The organism is Pseudomonas sp. BYT-1 (assembly GCF_023611805.1).
GTDB lineage: Bacteria > Pseudomonadota > Gammaproteobacteria > Pseudomonadales > Pseudomonadaceae > Aquipseudomonas > Aquipseudomonas guariconensis.
In genome coordinates this window covers 5,419,960-5,438,825 of sequence record NZ_CP072559.1, presented here as the reverse complement: position 1 = coordinate 5,438,825, position 18,866 = coordinate 5,419,960, and the positions used below count along the sequence as shown (strand labels likewise).

The window sequence follows — 18,866 nt, the reverse complement described above, 5'->3', positions numbered from 1 at the left end:
AAACCTCATTTACACCCCCCGAAACCATGGTGATTCCAATGACACGACATACGCTGAGCTGGATGGCCCTTTTCGCTGCGCTGGCGCTACCGGGGGTGGCATCGGCCCACCACGCGATGGAAAAGGATGGCATGTGGGTCGATCATGCTGGCATGACCCTCTACACCTTCGACAAGGATGCCGACGGCAAGTCCATGTGCAACGGCGAGTGCGCCAAGAACTGGCCACCGTTGATGGTCAAGGCCGAAGACGAGCCCGCCAAGGACAAGTGGACCCAGGTCACCCGCGATGACGGGACCAAGCAGTGGGCCTATGACGGCAAGCCGCTGTATACCTTCATCAAGGACAAGAAAGCCGGGGAAAAGACCGGTGACGGCGTGAAGGACGTCTGGCATATCGCCAAGCCTTGAACCTTACAGAGCGGGTTTACCCGCGAATGCGAAGGTGCAATCACCATCGATTCGCGGCTAAACCCGTCCCACAGCGATGGTGCAGGGCTCAGCGCAATGCGTAGTCCACCACCACACCGATGAAGATCAGCATCCCTGCCCAGTGATTGTGCAGGAAGGCCTTGAAGCACGATTCCCGGTCCAGCTTGCGCGTTGACCAGTATTCCCAGGCAAAGCACCCAGCTGCCGCAAGCAGGCCCAAGTGGAACCATCCCCCCATGTCGAAGCGATTGCCCGCCAGCAACAGGCAGCCCAGCGACAGCATTTGCAGGGTCAGGATGATGGTCCGGTCGGCTTCGCCGAAGAGGATTGCCGTGGATTTCACGCCGATTTTCAGGTCGTCGTCGCGGTCCACCATCGCGTAATAGGTGTCATAGCCCACGGTCCACAGCAAATTGGCGATGTACAACAGCCAGGCGCTGGCCGGCAGCTCGCCCCCTGCGGCGGTGAACGCCATGGGGATACCCCACGAGTAAGCCGCACCCAGCACCACCTGGGGGTAGTAGGTGTAGCGCTTCATGAATGGGTAGCAGAACGCCAATGCCACCGCGCCGAACGACAGCCATACCGTGCGGGCATTGGTGCACAGCACGAGCAGGAAACTCACTCCCACCAGGATCGCGAACAGCATCAGCGCTTCGCGAGGCCTTACCCGGCCGCTGGCCAGCGGCCTGTCGGCGGTGCGTTTGACATGGCCATCGACCTTGCGGTCGGCGAAGTCGTTGATGCAGCAGCCGGCGGCACGCATCAGTACCACGCCCAGGCCGAAGATCAGCACATTGGCCAGCGTCGGCGAGCCGTTGCCGGCGATCCACACTGCAGAAAGGGTGGGCCACAGCAGCAGGTAGATGCCGATCGGGCGGTCCATGCGGCTGAGCTGGATGAAGTCCCAGGCCCGGGGATGCAGGCGGTTGAACGACTTGAGCAGTTGCAGGTACATCAGCGGATTTCCTCCTTGGCCGCTTGCCATAGGGCCGGCAGGAACACCTCGGCCACCAGCAGGTCAAGGCCATCGCGGGCAAACCGCGAACGCCGCCCCCACAGGTTGGCATGGCGCGCTTCGGGCGGCAGCCAAGCCTGTGGATAACTGCACACTTCGATGGGGTGACGGGTGAAGGCCTGGTCGCAGAACAATAGCTCGCCCAGCGAGCGGCTGCCCAACGTCTCGAGGTTCAGGCCACCGCGCTCCAGGGCGCTGCGCCCGGCCACGCTGCGGGCGAACACCCAGGGTTGGTCATGGCCGCGCAAGTAGACTTCGCGCACCCAGCCTTCTTCGCCAGGAGCCAGGCCCAAGGCTTGGCATTCGTCATCGCGCAGGGGCTGCCAGCCCTCGAACAGGGGGGTGACGGCGAAATGGTCACGGGAGAGGTGGGTCAGGCGGCGGGTCAGAGAGCCTTGATCGAAGAGCCAGTCGAGAATCGACGGTTCGATGCCGGCAGCCAGCTGTGAATACGGCAGCCACGCGACAGCGGCTGCTTGCGGGGTTTCGTACGGCACGTCGGTATGCTTGTTACAGCCAGAGAGGCGGCGAGCTTAGCATGTTTGCCGCTGTTGCTTGCATACTGCTGGAAGGGCCAGTACAAAGCCCCTGCGGTACCGCCGCGCCTGATCCAGATGAGGAAGAACGAGATGAAGAAGTGGCAATGCATTGTCTGTGGCCTGATCTACGACGAGGCCGAAGGCTGGCCGGATGACGGCATCGCCCCGGGCACCCGCTGGGAAGACGTGCCGGAAGACTGGCTGTGCCCCGACTGTGGTGTCGGCAAGAGTGATTTCGAAATGATCGCCATCGGCTGATCACACCTGTTCAACGAGAGGAGCATGACATGACGTCCCCCGTGGTGATCATCGGTACCGGCCTTGCGGGCTACAATCTGGCCCGGGAGTTTCGCAAGCTCGACAGCGATACGCCGCTGTTGCTGATCACTGCCGACGATGGCCGTTCCTACTCCAAGCCCATGCTTTCCACCGGCTTTGCCAAGCAGAAGGATGCCGACGGCCTGTGCATGGCCGAGCCGGGCGCCATGGCCGAACAGCTCAAGGCCGAAATCCGCACCCATACTCCCATCAGTGGCATCGATCCTGGCCACAAGCGTCTGTGGATCGGTGAAGAGGCGGTCGAGTACCGCGATCTCATCCTGGCGTGGGGGGCACAGACGGTCCAAGTGCCGATCGAGGGCGATGCGGCTGACCTGGTCTTCCCCATCAATGATCTTGAAGACTATGGGCGCTTTCGGGCCGCGGCGGCAGGCAAACACCGGGTGCTGATCCTCGGCGCTGGCCTGATCGGGTGCGAGTTCGCCAACGACATGAGCCTTGGCGGCTTCGAAGTCGATGTGGTCGCCCCTTGTGAGCAAGTGATGCCAACCCTACTGCACCCTGCTGCGGCCAGTGCGGTACAGGCGGGCCTGGAGGGGCTTGGGGTCCGCTTTCATCTGGGGCCGGTGCTGACCCGCCTGCAGCGCGATGAACAAGGCCTGGAGGCACACCTGTCCGATGGCCGCGTGATCGCCTGTGACCTGGTGGTCTCGGCCATCGGCCTGCGCCCGCGCACGGACCTTGCCGCTGCCGCGGGCTTGCAGACAAACCGGGGTGTGGTGGTGGACCGGCAGTTGCGCACCTCCCACGCCAATATCTTCGCCCTGGGCGATTGCGCCGAGGTCGATGGAATCAACCTGCTCTATGTCATGCCGCTGATGACCTGCGCCCGTGCTTTGGCCCAGACGCTCGCTGGCAACCCTACCGCTGTCGCCTATGGGCCGATGCCAGTGACCGTTAAAACCCCAGCGTGCCCGCTGGTGGTTTCCCCGCCCCCTCCTGGGCGCGAAGGTGTCTGGCAGGTCGAGGGGCAGGGCGCCGACCTCAAGGTGCTCTGCCGCGATGCCTCTGGCCAGCTGCTGGGCTATGCGTTGACCGGCACGGCGGTGATGGAAAAGCTGGCGCTCAATCGGCAGTTGCCACCCCTGATGGCGTAAATAGCGGGCGCTCTGTCGGGTATGTCCTGTTCTTGAAGCGACAATGGCCACCCAAGTACTGGCGCGGCTTCGGTGAGCGTGCCATTCTCACTCCCGTCTGCCGCAGATTAGAGCCTGCGGTGCCTTGAACGCTGCTTCGCGAAGCAGCACGGCAATAACAACAAGAAATCCCGTATAAGAGGCTTCACTATGCGTAAACCAGAACTCGCCGCTGTTATCGCCGAAAAGGCCGACTTGACCAAGGAAAAGGCCAACCAGGTCTTGAATGCGATCCTCGACAGCATCACCGGTGCGCTGGACAAGGACACGGTCACCCTGGTCGGTTTCGGTACTTTTGAAAAACGTCATCGTGGCGCCCGCACCGGCAAGAACCCGCAGACCGGCCAGCCCGTCAAGATCAAAGCCAGCAACACTGTTGCCTTCAAGCCCGGCAAGAACTTGCGCGACAGCGTCAACCAACCCGCCAAGCCTGCGAAAAAAGGCAAATGACCCTTCATCGATAACAGTGGTTATCCAAACGGGCGCCCTGGGCGCCCGTTGTGCATTCAGGTACCTGGAAAATCATCGAAACAGCAGATTTGCATTGAGCGACCAATAAAAGGATAAACTGCGCCGCTCAGTCACTTTTTAGTCGAGGCGTGTTGATGAAGTTTCGCTTCCTGCTCTGGGCCATGGGCCTGTTGATGGCCAGGGCCAGCCGCAACAATCCGGCGTTCCAGCAACAATTGCGTGACAAGGATCTGGTGTTCCAGATGCAGACCCTCGATGGCCGGATTGGCCGGCATTTCATCGTCAGCGGCGAGCGCATCAGCAGTAAAGGGGGCCTGCACCCGCAGCCGGCCTTCGCCATTGCCTTCAAGGACGCAGCCTTTGGCTTCGCCACGCTCCAGGCCAGCAACAAGCAGCTGGCCTTCATGCAAGGCATTCAGGACAAGAGTATCCAGATCAAGGGCAATCCGGCGCTGGTCATCTGGTTCCAGGGCCTGATGAAATACCTCAAGCCCAAGAAGAAGGGTTGATACGGGGAGCGGCTTTTCCTGTTGTCTTCTCGGCGGGTAAGCCGCGACCCTCTAGGGGTCACGGGTTTACCTGAGCAGGCCGGTGCACAAGACGGTTGCTCCCACAGCTGCTCACCGCTTAATGCGGGGCATGGAACTGCGAGGCCAGTTCGCGCAGCAACGCCTCGGCCTCCAGCACCTTGTTCACGACATCGTCGGCCTTTTCCCGGGTCAGGCTCAGCCGTTCCAGCAAGGCCTCGGGAATCTCCTCCTGAGGCCCTGAGCCGATACCGCGGGCCCGCAACAGGCGAATCGCCAGGCACACCAGGTTGGGGAACGCCGAATTCTCCCCCTCATAGCTCGGGTCGTGCTGGAAGCGCAGCGCGGTGCACAGCTCTTCAGGCATGTCCCACAGCTTCATCAGCCAGGCGCCGATCTGTTCGCGGCTGATGCCCAGCAGGTGTTGCTCCACGTAGGTGTGACACAGGTGCGGATTGACCTCCAGATGGCGGCAGATCAGCGAGAAGTGCGGCGGAAACACGTGCGCCAGCAGCAAATACCCGAAATTGTGCAGAAGGCCCGCCAGGTAGGTCAGGCCGGCCTCAGGTCGCTCGGCTCGGGGCATGGCACGGGTCAGGCCTTCGATAACCGCAGCGGTGTAGATCGACTGCTGCCAGTAAGGCGTGGTTTGCTGAGGGTGATCCTTGGGCAGGCTCAAAGTCTTGCCTAGCGCCAGGCCCAAGGCCAGGTTGATCACTAGGTCGAAGCCCAGTACGCGCACGATGGCATCCTCCACCGAACGGATCTTGCCGGGCGAGGCGTAGTAAGGCGAGGCTGCCCAACTGACCACCTGAGCGGCCAGGGCCGGGTCGGTTTCCACGACACCGGTGATGTCATCGATGCTGGCATTGGGGTCGACGCGCAGTTTAATGATTTTCTGTGCGGTGTCCGCCAGCGGAGGAATCTCGATGGTCTGCTCGAGGCGTTGCTGGATGCGTCGTGCGGTGAAGGCCTGGACGGCGCGGGTGATTTCCTGGGGGTCATCGTGCGGGCGGTCGAGGTTGGGCCGGATGTCGTGGGTCTGTTCGCCGAAGTTACCCGCGCTGGCTTTGCTCAACATGCCTTTGAACGCTTCGCGTGGGATCTCAAGCAGCAAGCCGGGCTCACCGGACTGGATCAGCAGATTGTCGACTTTCAGCAGGCTGGCTTCGTAGAGGCAGGGGTAGCTGGTCAGTGCCGGGATCCCCGGCAGGGTCTTGAGAGCATGCTTGTCGAGCATGTGCGCAAGGCGTGCGACCGGCACGGCCACCAGCTTGCGACCGGTAAGCTCGGTCAGGCGGTTCAAGTCCAGCAATTGGCTCTGCGGGAACAGCACCATCAAAGCGCCGACTTCGTCGTCGAGAAGGATCGCCTGGACTCGAGCGTTGACCGGTAGCTGCGCATGCTCGGGCACTTCGCGGTAGGGCACGCCGAGCTTGTCGAGCAACAGCCGAATGACAGAGGGTGCGTGTGGGGTCGAAGTATCCAGGGCAACTTCAGTCATGGTCTGAGTCCAAGGTTTTCTTTTAAACGCGAAGTATAACCACCCGGCGCGATAACTGGATCCATTATGCTTCGATGGTGGCCCAGGCAGCGTGAGGCTGCAAAACAGGCCTCTAGGTTTGGGTGCATTTCGTGATCGGCATCACACCTGTCCGTACTGTTGGCCATGGCGCAGCCAGCGGTCCAACAGTGGGCTGACATGGTCGGGCCAACGGGCCAGCAGCGCCTGGGCTGCATCACGCACGGCAGGGAGCAGATCTGCGTCACGCATCAGATCCGCTACCTTGAACTGCAGCAGACCGGTCTGGCGGGTGCCGAGCATTTCGCCGGGGCCGCGCAGCTCCAGGTCTTTCTCGGCGATGACGAAGCCGTCATTGGTTTCGCGCATGATACCCAGGCGTTCACGGCCGATCTGCGACAGGGGCGGATGATAGAGCAGCACGCAATGGCTGACCGCGCTGCCCCGGCCCACCCGACCGCGCAGCTGGTGCAACTGGGCAAGGCCCAGGCGCTCGGGGTTCTCGATGATCATCAGGCTGGCATTGGGCACATCCACGCCCACCTCGATCACGGTGGTCGCCACCAGCAACTGGAGATTGCCGGCCTTGAACTCGGCCATCACCGCGGCTTTTTCCGCCGGTTTCATGCGTCCGTGGATCAGGCCCACACGCAGTTCGCCCAGGGCGCTGCCCAGCTCTTCGAAGGTGCTTTCTGCCGCCTGGCAGGTCAGTTCTTCCGACTCTTCGATCAGGGTACAGACCCAATACGCCTGGCGCCCTTCGGCGCAGGCCGCGCGTACCCGCTCGACCACTTCGAAGCGCCGGCTGTCGGCCACCAGCACGGTGTTCACCGGGGTACGGCCAGGGGGCAACTCGTCGAGGATGGAGGTGTCCAGGTCGGCGTAGGCGCTCATCGCCAGCGTCCGCGGAATCGGGGTGGCGGTCATGATCAACTGGTGCGGGCACAGCGCGCCGTCCACGCCTTTCTGGCGTAAGGCCAAACGCTGCTGTACGCCAAACCGGTGCTGCTCGTCGATGATCGCCAGGGCCAGGCGGCGAAACTTCACTTCTTCCTGGAACAGCGCATGGGTGCCGACCACCATCGGCACACCGCTGGCGATCTGCTCCAAGGCGCTGGCGCGCGCCTTGCCTTTGAGCTTGCCCGCCAGCCAGGCCACCTCGATGCCTAAGGGCTCGAGCCAGCGTTTGAAGGTCAGGTAATGCTGTTCGGCGAGGATCTCGGTAGGCGCCATGAGGGCCACCTGGTAGCCGGCTTCCAAGGCCTGCAAGGCGGCAAGGGCCGCGACTACCGTCTTGCCTGCGCCGACATCGCCCTGCACCAGGCGCATCATCGGCTCGGGCTGGCTGAGGTCGTAGGCGATTTCGTTGCCGACTCGCTGCTGGGCGCCGGTGGGGCTGAAGCCCAGGTTGGCCAGGTATTGCGCTGGCAGGCGGCTGGCCTTGGGCAATACCGGGGCTCGCAGGGCGCGCAGGCTTTCGCGCAGGCGCTGTTGGGAGAGCTGATGGGTCAGCAGCTCTTCGAAGGCCAGGCGATGCTGGGCCCAGTGCTGGCCTTCGGCGAGTTCGTCGAGGTCGGCGTCGGCCGGTGGGTTGTGCAGGTAGCGGATCGCATCGTCCAGCGGCGCCAGGTGGTAATCCCGGGCCAGTTCTTCGGGCAGCCAGTCCGGCAGGCTGCGCGGGCCGAGCATGGCCAGGCTCTGCTGGCACAACAGGCGCAGGCGTTGCTGTGTCAGGCCTTCGGTACTCGGATAGATGGGCGTCAGGGTCTGTTCGACTGGTGGCGCCGGTTCGTTGCCATTGAGCGCCCGGTACTCCGGGTGATAGATCTCAAGCCCCGACGCACCGGGGCGGGCCTCGCCGTAGCAGCGCAAATGGGTGCCACGCTTGAGGCCTTCTTTCTGGGCATTGCTGAAATGATAGAAACGCAGGCTCAGCACGCCGGTTCCATCTCCCAGGCGCACCACCAGGCTGCGGCGCTTGCCCATGGTCACGTCGGCGCCGCTGACCACACCTTCGATCACCGCGTCCTGACCGGGACGCAAAGCCCCGATGGGCACCACGCGGGTGCGATCCTGATAGCGCAGCGGCAGGTGGAACAGCAGATCTTGCAGGTTCTCCAAGCCGACCTTGGCCAGTTTCTCGGCCATGGCTTCGCCAACACCCTTGAGGGCGGTCACCGGGACAGTCGACAGCTCGGTCATGGGTCAGGCCGATTTTTCCGCAGGCGGCTTGGCGACCGAGCAGAGGCGGATCGAGTCGGCGAGGATCTCGATGGCCTTGGGCCGCGGGAAGCTGGCGCGCCAGGCGATGGCGACGGTACGGAAAGGCGAAGGCGCCGTGAGTGGGCGCACCTCGATCACGCCTGGGGCGTAATGGTGGCTGTGTACGGCCGACAGCGGCAGGATCGACACGCCAAGGCCGGAGGCGACCATGTGGCGGATGGTTTCCAGCGAGCTGGATTCGACCGTGGTGTGCTTGGAGCCTTCGCCGCCCTTGTTGATGGTCGGGCAGGCCTCCAGCACTTGATCACGGAAGCAGTGGCCCTCGCCGAGCAGCAACAGGCTCTTGTCATTGAGCATGGCGGTGTCGATGGTCTTCTTGGCGGTCCAAGGGTGATCGGCGGGCATCAGCGCGTAGAAGGGCTCGTCGTACAGCGGCAACGTCAGCACGTCCGCCTCGTTGAACGGCAGGGCGATGATCACCGCGTCCAGCTCGCCGTTGCGCAGTTTTTCGCGCAGTACGTGGGTGAAGTTCTCTTCGATGTACAGCGGCATCTGCGGGGCGACCCGGTGCAGCTGAGGAATGAGGTGCGGGAAGAGATAGGGGCCGACGGTATAGATGGCACCGACCTTGAGCGGCGCGGTGAGTTGGTTCTTGCCGGCCTGGGCCAGTTCGCGAATACCTTGGGCCTGCTCCAGAACCTTCTGCGCCTGGGCGACGATGCTTTCGCCGACCGGGGTCAGGCGCACCGCGCTCTTGCTGCGCTCGAAGATCAGCACGCCAAGCTCGTCCTCGAGTTTCTTCACACCGACCGACAGGGTCGGCTGGCTGACATGGCAACGCTCGGCGGCGTGGCCGAAATGCTGCTCCTGGGCGAGTGTGACGATGTAGCGTAATTCTGTGAGGGTCATAACGTGCGTCCATGAAGTTGCGGCCCCAGCATAGCGGCTGCAATCGATAGACGCACGTTATCAGACTTGCTGTTTTGTGACAGAAACAAAAGTATCAGCGACGGTCCAGCGAGTAGACGAACGGCGCCACGACTTCGATCTGGCCATTGTTCAGCAATTCCTTCGGCGGCTTGGGTACTGGCTGCGCCCGGCGGATCATTTCCAGGGTCGCTCGGTCTAGCGCCGCACTGCCCGAACCACCGGCCAGCGAGAACGACAACACCTTGCCTTCGGCGTCTACCACGAAGCGCAGCCTGTTGATGCCTTGCAGACCACGGCGGCGAGCGTCTTCCGGATACCGCTTGTACTTGGCCAGGTGGCGCAGCAAGTCGCTCTGCCACGTCGGCAGCGCATTGCTATTGGACGCGATGCTCGGCGCTGGTGCCGCCGATTTCTGCGGTGGCGTGTTGCTGGGCGGCGTGTCCGCGACCTGTTCCTTGGCCGGTGGCAAATCCTTCGGCGGCTCAGGTTTTTTCTCAGGCTTGGGCGGTTGAGGCTTGGCCTTGGGCTTGGGTGGTTTGGCGATGGCGATCTTCGGCTTGGGCGCCTCTACCAGCTTGGGTAGCGGAGGCTCTTCGACCGGTGCCGGAGGCTGCGGTGCGGCCTTGGGCGGTGGTGGCGGTGCCGGTGCCGGTGCGGGCAGCGGCGCCAGCTCGACCATCATGGCTGCCGGTGGTAGCTCGACGGCCTGGGGCACGGACCAGTTCAGGGTCAGTAGCACCGCCAGCACATGCACGCCCAGCACGATCGCCAGGCTGACGCCGTAGCGCGCCAGGTTGGACCGTGTCGTTGTCATTGCTTGGCTGCCGTTTCGAGACCGACCAGGCCGACCTTGAGGTAGCCGGCGGCGCGCATGGTGTTCATCACTTCCATCAGGTCGCCGTAATCAACCCCTTTGTCGGCCTGGAAGAAGATCGTGGTTTCCTTGTCACCCTTGGTCTTGGCATCGAGCATTGCGCCAAGCTGGTCGCGCTGGGCCACCTCGTCATCGCCGACATAGAGTTTCTTGTCGGTCTTGACGCTGACGAACACCGGCTTCTCGGGCCTCGGCGCCGGCTTGGCGGTCGAGGCTGGTAGGTCGACCTTGATGTCGACGGTAGCCAGCGGTGCGGCGACCATGAAGATGATCAGCAGCACCAGCATGACGTCGATGAAAGGCGTGACGTTGATTTCGTGGTTTTCGGCGAGGTCGTCGCCACCTTCGTTCAGATGCAGGCCCATGGCTTACCCCACTTTCACCATGTGCGGGGCAACGCGCTCGCCACCCTGGTGGTCCAGGTCGCGGCTCACCAGCAGCAGTACCTGGGCCGAGGCGTCGGAGACCTGGGCCTTGTAGCCGGCAATCGAGCGGGCGAAGACGTTATAGATGACCACGGCCGGAATGGCCGCGACCAGGCCCAGGGCGGTGGCCAGCAGGGCTTCGGCGATGCCGGGGGCGACTACGGCCAGGTTGGTGGTCTGGGTCTTGGCGATGCCGATGAAGCTGTTCATGATGCCCCAGACGGTACCGAACAGACCGACGAAAGGCGCAGTGGAACCGATGGTGGCAAGCATGCCGGTGCCGCTGCTCATGCTGCGGCCGCTGGCGGCGACCAGGCGCTCCAAGCGGAAGCTGACGCGCTCTTTGATGCTTTCCTTCTCACGGGCATTGACCGAGAGGCGCATTTCGTCCAGCGCATCATGGACCAAGGTGTGGGCCAGGGTGCCTGCCTTGTTGGCGGCGTCGCTCGCTTCCTTGAGGCTGGCTGCTTTCTTCAGCAAGGCGATTTCGCCACGCAGTCGGCGCTTGGCACCCATCAGCTCGAAGCCCTTGGCGATCCAGATGGTCCAGGTGATCAGCGAGGCGATGGCCAGGCCGATCATCACGGCTTTGACGACGACGTCGGCGTTCTTATACATGCCCCAGGGAGAAAGATCGTGTGCCATGCCCAGAGAGGTGTCTTCGACCAGGGCCTGGACGTTCTCGTCCGCAGGTGCCTGGGCATTGGGGGTAGCAGCGGGGGCCTGGGTTTCACCGGTTGGAGCCGGGGCGGCAGGTGCTGCAGCGGCAGCGGGGGCGCTGGTGGCTGCGGTGGCAGGCTCATCGGCCATGGCGGCCGGGGCCAGCACCAGGCTGAGGGTCAGCGCGGCGATGGCGCGCCATGCGCGCGACGTGGTTGGCGAAGCGGAGGATTGTGTACGTGTCATGCTGGCCGGACCTGATGAAGATAAAAAGGTGACGTTCTCCAAGGCCTCGAGGCGGGCCGAGAACAGATAGGGCGCCATTATTGCAAGTAATTCTTGTTAGCAGAAGTAATAAAGTTGCCTTTTTTAACCATCGTCTAGCCGCCTATCGATTAATCCGGTTAGCCTGAACCTTTGCCTGTGGAGCGATTGAAATGTCCGAACCCTGCGTGATGATCGTTGGCTGCGGTGATGTAGGCGGTCGTCTAGCTCGCCAGTTGCTGGCGCTGGGCTGGCAGGTCAGTGGCTTGCGACGCTCGGTCGAGCACCTGCCTGCGGGCGTCGTGCCGATTGCCGCCGACCTCTCCGAGCCCGCGATACCGGCAGCCTGGCCCCAGCGTTCGCCCGACTATTTGGTGTACTGCGTGGCCGCCAGCCAACACGATGAGGCGGGATACCAGGCCGCTTATGTCGACGGTCTGCGTCATGTACTCGATTGGCTAAAGGCGCGTGGACAGCAGCCCCGGCGGCTGCTGTTCGTGTCCAGCAGCAGTGTGTATGCGCAGGCGCAGGGCGAGTGGGTCGACGAAGACGCGGTGACCGAACCCCAAAGCTATTCGGGCCGCGTGATGCTGCAGGCCGAGCATTTGGCGCTGCACAGCGGGCTGCCCGCAACGCTCGTGCGCCTGACTGGCATCTATGGCCCGGGTCGGGAATGGCTGCTCAGCCAGGTGCGTCAGGGTTATCGGGTGGCCGAGGAGCCGCCGCTGTATGGCAACCGCATCCACGCCGAGGATGCGGCAGGTTTGCTGGCCTTCCTGCTCCAGGCCGACGCCCGGGACGTGGCGCTGGACGCATGCTATATCGGCGTTGATGACGACCCTGCACCCTTGGCCGAGGTAGTGGGCTGGCTGCGCCAGTACATGGGCGTGAGCGAATGGTCGGACGAGCAACGCGTTCGGCGTACCGGCAGCAAGCGCTGCAGCAATGCACGAGCACGTGCGCTGGGATGGGCGCCACAGTATCCAAGCTACAGGGAAGGGTACACCGCGATCTTGAAAGGGTAGACCGCAATCAAGGCTGCTTCTTGCAGGACCGCCTCGGGTTTTCGCAGCTAAACCCGTCCCACAGGCACCGTGGCGTTATCGAGAGTGCCGCGGTGCCTGTGGGAGCGAGGGACTTGCGAGGTCGAATCAGTCGCGCTCAAGCACCCACTGCCGGGCGCCGGGGGCCAGCTGCGGCTTTTCGTCTGGCTGGGCACGATTGACCGCTTGATGGATCTCCAGCGTGTCGCCGTCGCGCTTGAATATCCACGGCGCGCCTCGTTGGTTGCGCTCCAACCACAGGCTGTCGTTGTCGCCGCCCATGTCGGCGCAATCACCCGCCAGGCAGAGTGCGTAGCGATCCAGATTCGGCAGGCCGGTCACGCTGCCGTTGTCGGCGAAGCGCACCGTCGCACCCTTGCCCGGGCCCTCGACGATCTTCCACTCGCCACCCAGATAGGCGGTATACAGGGCCTTTTCAAAACTGCCGCCAAGCGGTGTGTTGGCGGAGGCCGTCGGTACCTTCACGAAGGTCTGCTTGTTGCCGTTTTGCGAGGTGACGCGCAGTTTGTCGCCACTGAGGTCCAGTTGCTCGGTCTGGCCGCCGGTGAAGCTGGCCTGCCACTGGTCTTCCTTCGCGCTCAGGTAACCATCCACTGCCTCGAAGCCGTTGCTGTAGCTGGCTTGCTGGTTGGCGGTGTCGATTTTCCATTCGAGTACGGGCCCTTTTTTGCTCAGGGCCTGGTGCAGGCTGCTGCCGTCGGCGGCATCGATGGCGTCCTGGTTGATCCAGGTGCCGTTGTAGTCTTCAGGTTTGTGACTGGCACAGCCGCCCAGGAGCAGGGCTGCCAGTGCAAGGGGCAGGGCATGGCGCATGGCGTAAAACCTTGGGGCAGGAAAGGTGACGGGCAGGGCGCCCGCCACCGGAGGCATCACTCGATGACCAGGATCGCGTCCATCTCGACCTGGGAGCCTTTCGGCAGAGCGGCAACGCCGATAGCGGCGCGCGCTGGGTAAGGCTGCTCGAAGTAACGACCCATGATCTCGTTGACCTTGGCGAAGTGGCTCAGGTCGGTGAGGAAGATGTTCAGCTTGACGATGTCTTTGAACGAACCGCCAGCGGCCTCGGCAACGGCCTTGAGGTTTTCGAAGACCTGGACGGTCTGGGCTTCGAAGCCTTCGACCAGTTCCATGGTTTTCGGATCCAGCGGGATCTGGCCGGACATGTAGACGGTGTTGCCGGCCTTGATCGCCTGGGAGTAGGTGCCGATGGCGGCTGGGGCCTTGTCGCTGTTGATGACGGTCTTGGTCATGATGACTCCTTGGTTGACGGACTACGTACGCATGCGGGTGATGCGGACCACGCCGGTCAGGGTACGCAACTTCTTGATCACGCGGGCCAGGTGCACGCGATCATGCACGCTGACCACCAGTTGGACCACGCTGATACGGCCGTCGCGTTCGTCCATGCTGATTTTTTCGATATTGCCGTCGGCGGCATTGACGCTGCTGGCCAACAAGGCGATCAGGCCGCGCTGGTGCTCCAGCTCGACACGCAGTTCGACATTGAACTCACCGGTGATGTCCTTGGCCCAGGAGAGCTGCACGCATTTTTCCGGGTTGTGGCGGATTTCACTGATGTTGCGGCAGTTTTCCAGGTGCACGACCATGCCTTTGCCCGCCGACAGGTGCCCGACGATCGGGTCGCCGGGGATCGGGGTGCAGCACTTGGCGTAGCTGAGCACCAGGCCTTCGGTGCCGCGGATGGCCAGTGGGCCTTCCGGTGCGGGCAGTTGCTCGCCTTCGGCGGACAACAGGCGGCGAGCCACAACATAGGCCATGCGATTGCCCAGGCCGATGTCTTCGAGCAGATCCTCGAGCAGTTCCAGTCGGTATTCGCTGAGAATGGACTGGATGCGCTCCGGCGGGATTTTCTCCAGGCTGCTGTCGAAACCGGTGAGCACCTTGTTCAGCAGGCGTTCGCCCAGGCTGATCGACTCGGAGCGGCGTTGCTGCTTGAGTGCGTGACGAATGTGCGTACGCGCCTTGCCGGTGACCACGAAGTTGAGCCAGGCCGGATTGGGGCGTGCGCCCGGTGCGCTGACGATTTCCACTGTCGAGCCGCTTTGCAGCGGCTCGGACAAGGGCGCCAGGCGGCGATTGATGCGGCAGGCGATGCAGCTGTTGCCGACGTCGGTGTGCACTGCGTAGGCGAAGTCGACGGCGGTGGAGCCTTTGGGCAGCTCCATGATCCGGCCCTTGGGCGTGAAGACGTAGACTTCGTCCGGGAACAGATCGATCTTGACGCTCTCGATGAATTCCAGCGAGTTGCCGGCACGCTGCTGCAGTTCGAGGATGCCCTTGACCCATTGCCGGGCGCGGGCATGGTTGCCCTTGGGCTGTTCGTCCTCGTTGGACTTGTACAGCCAGTGGGCGGCGATCCCGTTGTTGGCCATCTCTTCCATTTCGCGAGTGCGGATCTGGATCTCGATGGGTACGCCGTGCATGCCGAACAGCGTCGTGTGCAGCGACTGGTAGCCGTTGGCCTTGGGAATCGCGATGTAGTCCTTGAAGCGACCGGGCAGCGGCTTGTACAGGTTGTGTACGGCGCCGAGCACGCGATAGCAGGTATCGACCTTGTCGACGATGATGCGGAAGGCATACACGTCCATGATCTCGTTGAAGGCGCGGCGCTTGCCGCGCATCTTCTTGTAGATGCCATAGAGGTGTTTTTGCCGGCCGCTGACCTCGCCCTCGATGCCGTCCGCGGCCAGGCAATTGGCCAGCGACTGTTCGATCTTGGCGACGATTTCCTTGCGGTTGCCACGGGCGCTCTTGACGGCGCGATGGATGAGCGAGGAACGCATCGGGTGCATCGCTTTGAAGCCGAGGTCTTCGAATTCCACGCGCACATTGTGCATGCCCAGGCGATTGGCGATAGGGGCGTAGATTTCGAGGGTTTCCTTGGCGATGCGTCGGCGTTTTTCGCCAGAGAGCACTTCCAGGGTGCGCATGTTGTGCAGGCGGTCGGCCAGCTTGACCAGGATCACACGGATGTCCCGGGCCATGGCCATGGCCATCTTCTGGAAGTTTTCGGCCTGGGCCTCGGCCTTGGTCTCGAAGTTCATCTGGGTCAGCTTGCTGACCCCGTCGACCAGCTCGGCGACAGTTTCGCCGAATTGCTGGCAGAGGGCTTCCTTGGCGATGCCGGTGTCTTCGATCACATCGTGCAGCATGGCGGCCATCAGGCTTTGATGGTCCATGTGCATGTCGGCCAGGATGCTGGCCACGGCCAGCGGATGGGTCACGTAGGGCTCGCCGCTGCGGCGGCGTTGGCCATCGTGCGCCTGTTCGGCGTAGAAGTAGGCCCGGCGGACCAGATTGACCTGGTCGGGGCCGAGGTAGGTCGACAGCCGTTCGGCGAGGGCTTCTATACCCGGCATGGGTTCACCTCCTGCCGAGGGAGAGGGCCTTGTGCCGCACGATGTCGACCGGGCATGGATCAGACAGCCTCGTTGTTCTCGTCCTCGAACGCAGCGAAGACTGGATCTTCCGTTACGATCTCTTCGGCGGCGATGAACTCGGGAGTGACGATACCTTCGGCGATCTCGCGCAGGGCGACGACGGTCGGCTTGTCGTTTTCCCATGCAACGCGCGGCTCTTTGCCGCCGGTGGCCAGCTGACGGGCGCGCTTGGTCGAGAGCATGACCAGCTCAAAGCGGTTATCCACGTGTTCCAGGCAGTCTTCAACAGTTACGCGGGCCATGGTCTTCCTCAGTAGCAAATGCGTTAGCGTGCAGCCCAGAGTGGGCAGGCGGACTCGATAGTTTAAAAAATCACCAGCCAATAGGGAAGCGCTGTTTTGTCAGGTGCTGGTCTGTCGGGCCTGTATTGGCTGCTTCGCGGGTAAACCCACAGACACAGCGTTGTGCTTGTGGGAGCGGACTTGTTCGCGAAAGCACCGGAACAGACACCGGCACGCTCTACCCTGACGATAACGGGATGCATAGACGGCAGACAACCCTCCTTGGCGCGTTATCACAACATGGCGTCGCGCAGGCGCGGGGTGAGCTCTTCGAACAAGGTCTGTACCGAGCGCAGCGCTCGGCAGTCCGGGCGGGTCAGCAGCCACAGCTGGGTATCGCAACCGGGCAGGGGGCCGCTCAGGGCTTCAACCTCGGGCAGGGCATCGACCATGTAGTCCGGTAATGCCGCGACGCCAAGCCCGGTGCTGACCAGCTGGGCGATGGTCGACATGCTGCTGCACTGGTAGCGTGGGTTCAAGCCAGGGTACTGCTGGTTGCGCCAGACGACTGTGGGATGGTCCTGCATCGAGTCGTCCGGGGCGATCCACGGTACGCTGTGGTGCGATTCGCCCAGCCGCTCGCGCCACTGCGCTTGGCCACAGACCACGTAGGACGTGGAGCCCAGGCAGCGGCCGACAAGGTGCTCGGGCGGTGTGTTGGTCAGGCGAAGCGCGATGTCGGCATCGCGTCGACTGAGGTTGGCGAAGGTGTTGGAGGTGCCCAGTTCCAGCGACAGGGCAGGGTAGTTCGACATGAAGTCAGCCAGCGCTGGCAGCAGCAGGCTGTGCATGACGGCTTCAGTACATGTCAGACGAACGGTACCGCTGACGACCTGTTCCCCGCTGGTCAGGGCGATGCGAGCGGCATCGAGCGCCTGCTCGGCGCGCTCGGCCTGCTCTGCCAGGGCCTGGGCGGTATCGGTGGGCAGGTAGCCTTTGCGACTCTTGACGAACAGTGCTGTGCCCAGTGCGGACTCCAGTCGGCGAATCGAGCGAAACACCGTCGAGACGTCTACTTTGAGCAGTTCGGCGGCTTTGGCCAGCGAGCGACCACGCTCCAGGGCCAGGACCAACGAAAGGTCGGCATGGGTAATCTGATATTGCATTGTTGCACGCTCTGCTTGCCGAAATGCCAATGTCTGTTGCGTTGAGGCCATTTTATAGTGGAACGGCCCCCGGGAATCAATGCACACCGGGTCGCACCCTATCCCCAACGATGGGACAGTGAAAAGAACAACAGTAGCAACCATCGCCGCCCGCGAGGCGCCAGCAGTATCCCTCCACATCGCCGCCCCGAATCAAAGGATGTACAGCCATGACGTCGGTAATCCCGTGCGCCAGTTCTTCCAGCGAGATGAATGAATTCCTAGAGGCTCATCCGGACACGCAGTTCGTCGATCTGCTGATTTCCGATATGAACGGTGTGGTACGCGGCAAGCGCATCGAGCGCGCCAGCCTGCACAAGGTATACGAGAAAGGCATCAACCTGCCGGCGTCGTTGTTCGCCCTGGATATCAACGGCTCGACCGTCGAGAGCACCGGCCTTGGCCTGGACATCGGCGATGCTGACCGCATCTGCTATCCGATCCCCGGCACTTTGTCCGACGAGCCTTGGCAGAAGCGCCCCACTGCTCAGTTGCTGATGACCATGCATGAGCTGGACGGCGCCCCATTCTTCGCCGACCCACGTGAAGTGCTGCGTCAAGTGGTCGCCAAATTCGACGAGCTGGGCCTGGATATCTGCGCAGCCTTCGAGCTCGAGTTCTACCTGATCGACCAGGACAACCTCAATGGCCGTCCGCAGCCACCGCGCTCCCCGATCTCCGGCAAGCGCCCGCAGTCGACCCAGGTGTACCTGATCGATGATCTGGACGAGTACGCCGACTGCCTGCAAGACATGCTGGAAGCGGCCAAGGAGCAAGGCATTCCTGCCGACGCCATCGTCAAGGAAAGCGCCCCGGCCCAGTTCGAAGTCAACCTGCACCACGTGGCCGATCCGCTCAAGGCGTGTGACTACGCGATCCTGCTCAAGCGCCTGATCAAGAACATCGCCTACGACCATGAGATGGATACCACCTTCATGGCCAAGCCCTACCCGGGCCAGGCAGGCAACGGCTTGCACGTGCACATCTCGCTGCTGGACAAGAAGACCGGCAAGAACATCTTCGCCAACGAAGACCCGCTCAAGAGCGATGCGCTGCGCCACGCGATTGGTGGTGTGCTGGAAACCATGCCGGCATCGATGGCGTTTCTGTGCCCGAACATCAATTCCTACCGTCGCTTCGGCGCACAGTTCTATGTGCCTAACGCACCGAGCTGGGGCCTGGACAACCGCACCGTCGCCTTGCGCGTGCCCACCGACAGCAGCGAGAACGTGCGCATCGAGCACCGCGTGGCCGGCGCGGACGCCAACCCTTACCTGATGCTCGCCGCCATTCTGGCCGGCATCCATCACGGCCTGACCAACCAGGTCGAGCCGGGTGAGCCGATCGAAGGAAACTCGTACGAGCAGCTGGAGCAGAGCCTGCCGAACAACCTGCGTGACGCCCTGCGCGCGCTGGACGACAGCGAGGTGCTCAACCAATACATCAGCCCGGACTACATCGATATCTTCGTGGCCTGCAAGGAAAGCGAGCTGGCCGAGTTCGAAGTGTCGATCTCCGACCTCGAGTACAACTGGTACCTGCACACGGTATAAGCC

General features: G+C 62.8%; 20 protein-coding genes. 7 read left to right on the top strand and 13 right to left on the bottom strand.

What is annotated here, in order from left to right:
* The first annotated feature begins 38 nt into the window (after nucleotides 1-38).
* Nucleotides 39-410, top strand: coding sequence for a COG4315 family predicted lipoprotein (locus J5X93_RS25545; protein ID WP_182942022.1), 372 nt, complete (start codon nucleotides 39-41; stop codon nucleotides 408-410).
* Between the two features lie 88 nt (nucleotides 411-498).
* Here J5X93_RS25545 and ubiA read toward each other — a convergent pair whose 3' ends face one another.
* Nucleotides 499-1,389, bottom strand: a complete 891-nt coding sequence (gene ubiA / locus J5X93_RS25540; RefSeq protein ID WP_043209920.1) for a 4-hydroxybenzoate octaprenyltransferase — start codon at nucleotides 1,387-1,389, stop codon at nucleotides 499-501.
* Nucleotides 1,389-1,946, bottom strand: a complete 558-nt coding sequence (locus tag J5X93_RS25535; RefSeq protein WP_090344189.1) for a chorismate--pyruvate lyase family protein — start codon at nucleotides 1,944-1,946, stop codon at nucleotides 1,389-1,391. Before J5X93_RS25535 ends, ubiA begins: the two co-directional genes overlap by 1 nt.
* Before the next feature lie 132 nt (nucleotides 1,947-2,078).
* Between J5X93_RS25535 and J5X93_RS25530 the strand changes: the two genes are divergently transcribed.
* The 4 genes from J5X93_RS25530 (at nucleotide 2,079) to J5X93_RS25515 (ending at nucleotide 4,443) form a co-directional block, all read left to right on the top strand.
* Nucleotides 2,079-2,246: a rubredoxin gene (locus J5X93_RS25530; RefSeq protein ID WP_011536423.1), complete on the top strand. Its 168-nt coding sequence runs from the start codon at nucleotides 2,079-2,081 to the stop codon at nucleotides 2,244-2,246.
* A gap of 29 nt (nucleotides 2,247-2,275) precedes the next feature.
* A complete protein-coding gene (locus tag J5X93_RS25525) occupies nucleotides 2,276-3,424 on the top strand; it encodes an NAD(P)/FAD-dependent oxidoreductase (RefSeq protein WP_090344191.1) in 1,149 nt (382 codons plus the stop codon).
* A gap of 189 nt (nucleotides 3,425-3,613) precedes the next feature.
* Nucleotides 3,614-3,913, top strand: a complete 300-nt coding sequence (locus J5X93_RS25520; protein WP_043209915.1) for an HU family DNA-binding protein — start codon at nucleotides 3,614-3,616, stop codon at nucleotides 3,911-3,913.
* Between the two features lie 155 nt (nucleotides 3,914-4,068).
* Nucleotides 4,069-4,443, top strand: coding sequence for a hypothetical protein (locus tag J5X93_RS25515; RefSeq protein WP_043209913.1), 375 nt, complete (start codon nucleotides 4,069-4,071; stop codon nucleotides 4,441-4,443).
* Nucleotides 4,444-4,561: 118 nt separating this feature from the next.
* Here the strand turns inward: J5X93_RS25515 and J5X93_RS25510 are convergent, their stop codons facing one another.
* The 6 genes from J5X93_RS25510 to exbB all read right to left on the bottom strand — a co-directional run bounded on the left by J5X93_RS25510 (nucleotide 4,562) and on the right by exbB (nucleotide 11,341).
* Nucleotides 4,562-5,965 (bottom strand): aminoacyl-tRNA deacylase and HDOD domain-containing protein, encoded by a 1,404-nt coding sequence (locus J5X93_RS25510; protein ID WP_043209911.1) that lies wholly within the window; start codon nucleotides 5,963-5,965, stop codon nucleotides 4,562-4,564.
* A 141-nt stretch (nucleotides 5,966-6,106) separates the two neighbouring features.
* Nucleotides 6,107-8,185 (bottom strand): ATP-dependent DNA helicase RecG, encoded by a 2,079-nt coding sequence (recG, locus tag J5X93_RS25505; protein ID WP_090344197.1) that lies wholly within the window; start codon nucleotides 8,183-8,185, stop codon nucleotides 6,107-6,109.
* Between the two features lie 3 nt (nucleotides 8,186-8,188).
* Complete coding sequence (locus J5X93_RS25500; protein WP_043209907.1) at nucleotides 8,189-9,115, bottom strand: hydrogen peroxide-inducible genes activator; 927 nt, start codon at nucleotides 9,113-9,115, stop codon at nucleotides 8,189-8,191.
* A gap of 94 nt (nucleotides 9,116-9,209) precedes the next feature.
* Nucleotides 9,210-9,950 carry an energy transducer TonB gene (locus tag J5X93_RS25495; RefSeq protein ID WP_250034226.1) on the bottom strand — a complete coding sequence of 247 codons (741 nt, stop codon included), beginning with the start codon at nucleotides 9,948-9,950 and terminating at the stop codon, nucleotides 9,210-9,212.
* A complete protein-coding gene (gene exbD, locus J5X93_RS25490) occupies nucleotides 9,947-10,375 on the bottom strand; it encodes a TonB system transport protein ExbD (RefSeq protein WP_043209902.1) in 429 nt (142 codons plus the stop codon). Before exbD ends, J5X93_RS25495 begins: the two co-directional genes overlap by 4 nt.
* Nucleotides 10,376-10,378: 3 nt before the next feature.
* A complete protein-coding gene (gene exbB / locus J5X93_RS25485; protein ID WP_250034223.1) occupies nucleotides 10,379-11,341 on the bottom strand; it encodes a tonB-system energizer ExbB in 963 nt (320 codons plus the stop codon).
* 191 nt (nucleotides 11,342-11,532) lie between these two features.
* Between exbB and J5X93_RS25480 the strand changes: the two genes are divergently transcribed.
* Nucleotides 11,533-12,384: an SDR family oxidoreductase gene (locus J5X93_RS25480; protein WP_043209901.1), complete on the top strand. Its 852-nt coding sequence runs from the start codon at nucleotides 11,533-11,535 to the stop codon at nucleotides 12,382-12,384.
* Between the two features lie 126 nt (nucleotides 12,385-12,510).
* Here the strand turns inward: J5X93_RS25480 and J5X93_RS25475 are convergent, their stop codons facing one another.
* From J5X93_RS25475 to J5X93_RS25455, 5 genes are all read right to left on the bottom strand, one after another.
* Nucleotides 12,511-13,236 (bottom strand): hypothetical protein, encoded by a 726-nt coding sequence (locus J5X93_RS25475; RefSeq protein ID WP_090344200.1) that lies wholly within the window; start codon nucleotides 13,234-13,236, stop codon nucleotides 12,511-12,513.
* A gap of 56 nt (nucleotides 13,237-13,292) precedes the next feature.
* Entirely contained in the window at nucleotides 13,293-13,673 is a 381-nt protein-coding gene (gene ridA, locus J5X93_RS25470; protein WP_043209898.1) for a deaminase RidA, read from the bottom strand.
* 21 nt (nucleotides 13,674-13,694) lie between these two features.
* Nucleotides 13,695-15,803, bottom strand: a complete 2,109-nt coding sequence (gene spoT, locus J5X93_RS25465) for a bifunctional GTP diphosphokinase/guanosine-3',5'-bis pyrophosphate 3'-pyrophosphohydrolase (RefSeq protein ID WP_043209897.1) — start codon at nucleotides 15,801-15,803, stop codon at nucleotides 13,695-13,697.
* Nucleotides 15,804-15,862: 59 nt separating this feature from the next.
* Complete coding sequence (gene rpoZ / locus J5X93_RS25460) at nucleotides 15,863-16,126, bottom strand: DNA-directed RNA polymerase subunit omega (RefSeq protein ID WP_008091595.1); 264 nt, start codon at nucleotides 16,124-16,126, stop codon at nucleotides 15,863-15,865.
* 272 nt (nucleotides 16,127-16,398) lie between these two features.
* Complete coding sequence (locus tag J5X93_RS25455) at nucleotides 16,399-17,271, bottom strand: LysR family transcriptional regulator (protein ID WP_043209893.1); 873 nt, start codon at nucleotides 17,269-17,271, stop codon at nucleotides 16,399-16,401.
* A gap of 209 nt (nucleotides 17,272-17,480) precedes the next feature.
* Between J5X93_RS25455 and J5X93_RS25450 the strand changes: the two genes are divergently transcribed.
* Nucleotides 17,481-18,863 (top strand): glutamine synthetase family protein, encoded by a 1,383-nt coding sequence (locus tag J5X93_RS25450; protein ID WP_043209890.1) that lies wholly within the window; start codon nucleotides 17,481-17,483, stop codon nucleotides 18,861-18,863.
* The last annotated feature ends 3 nt before the right edge of the window (nucleotides 18,864-18,866 follow it).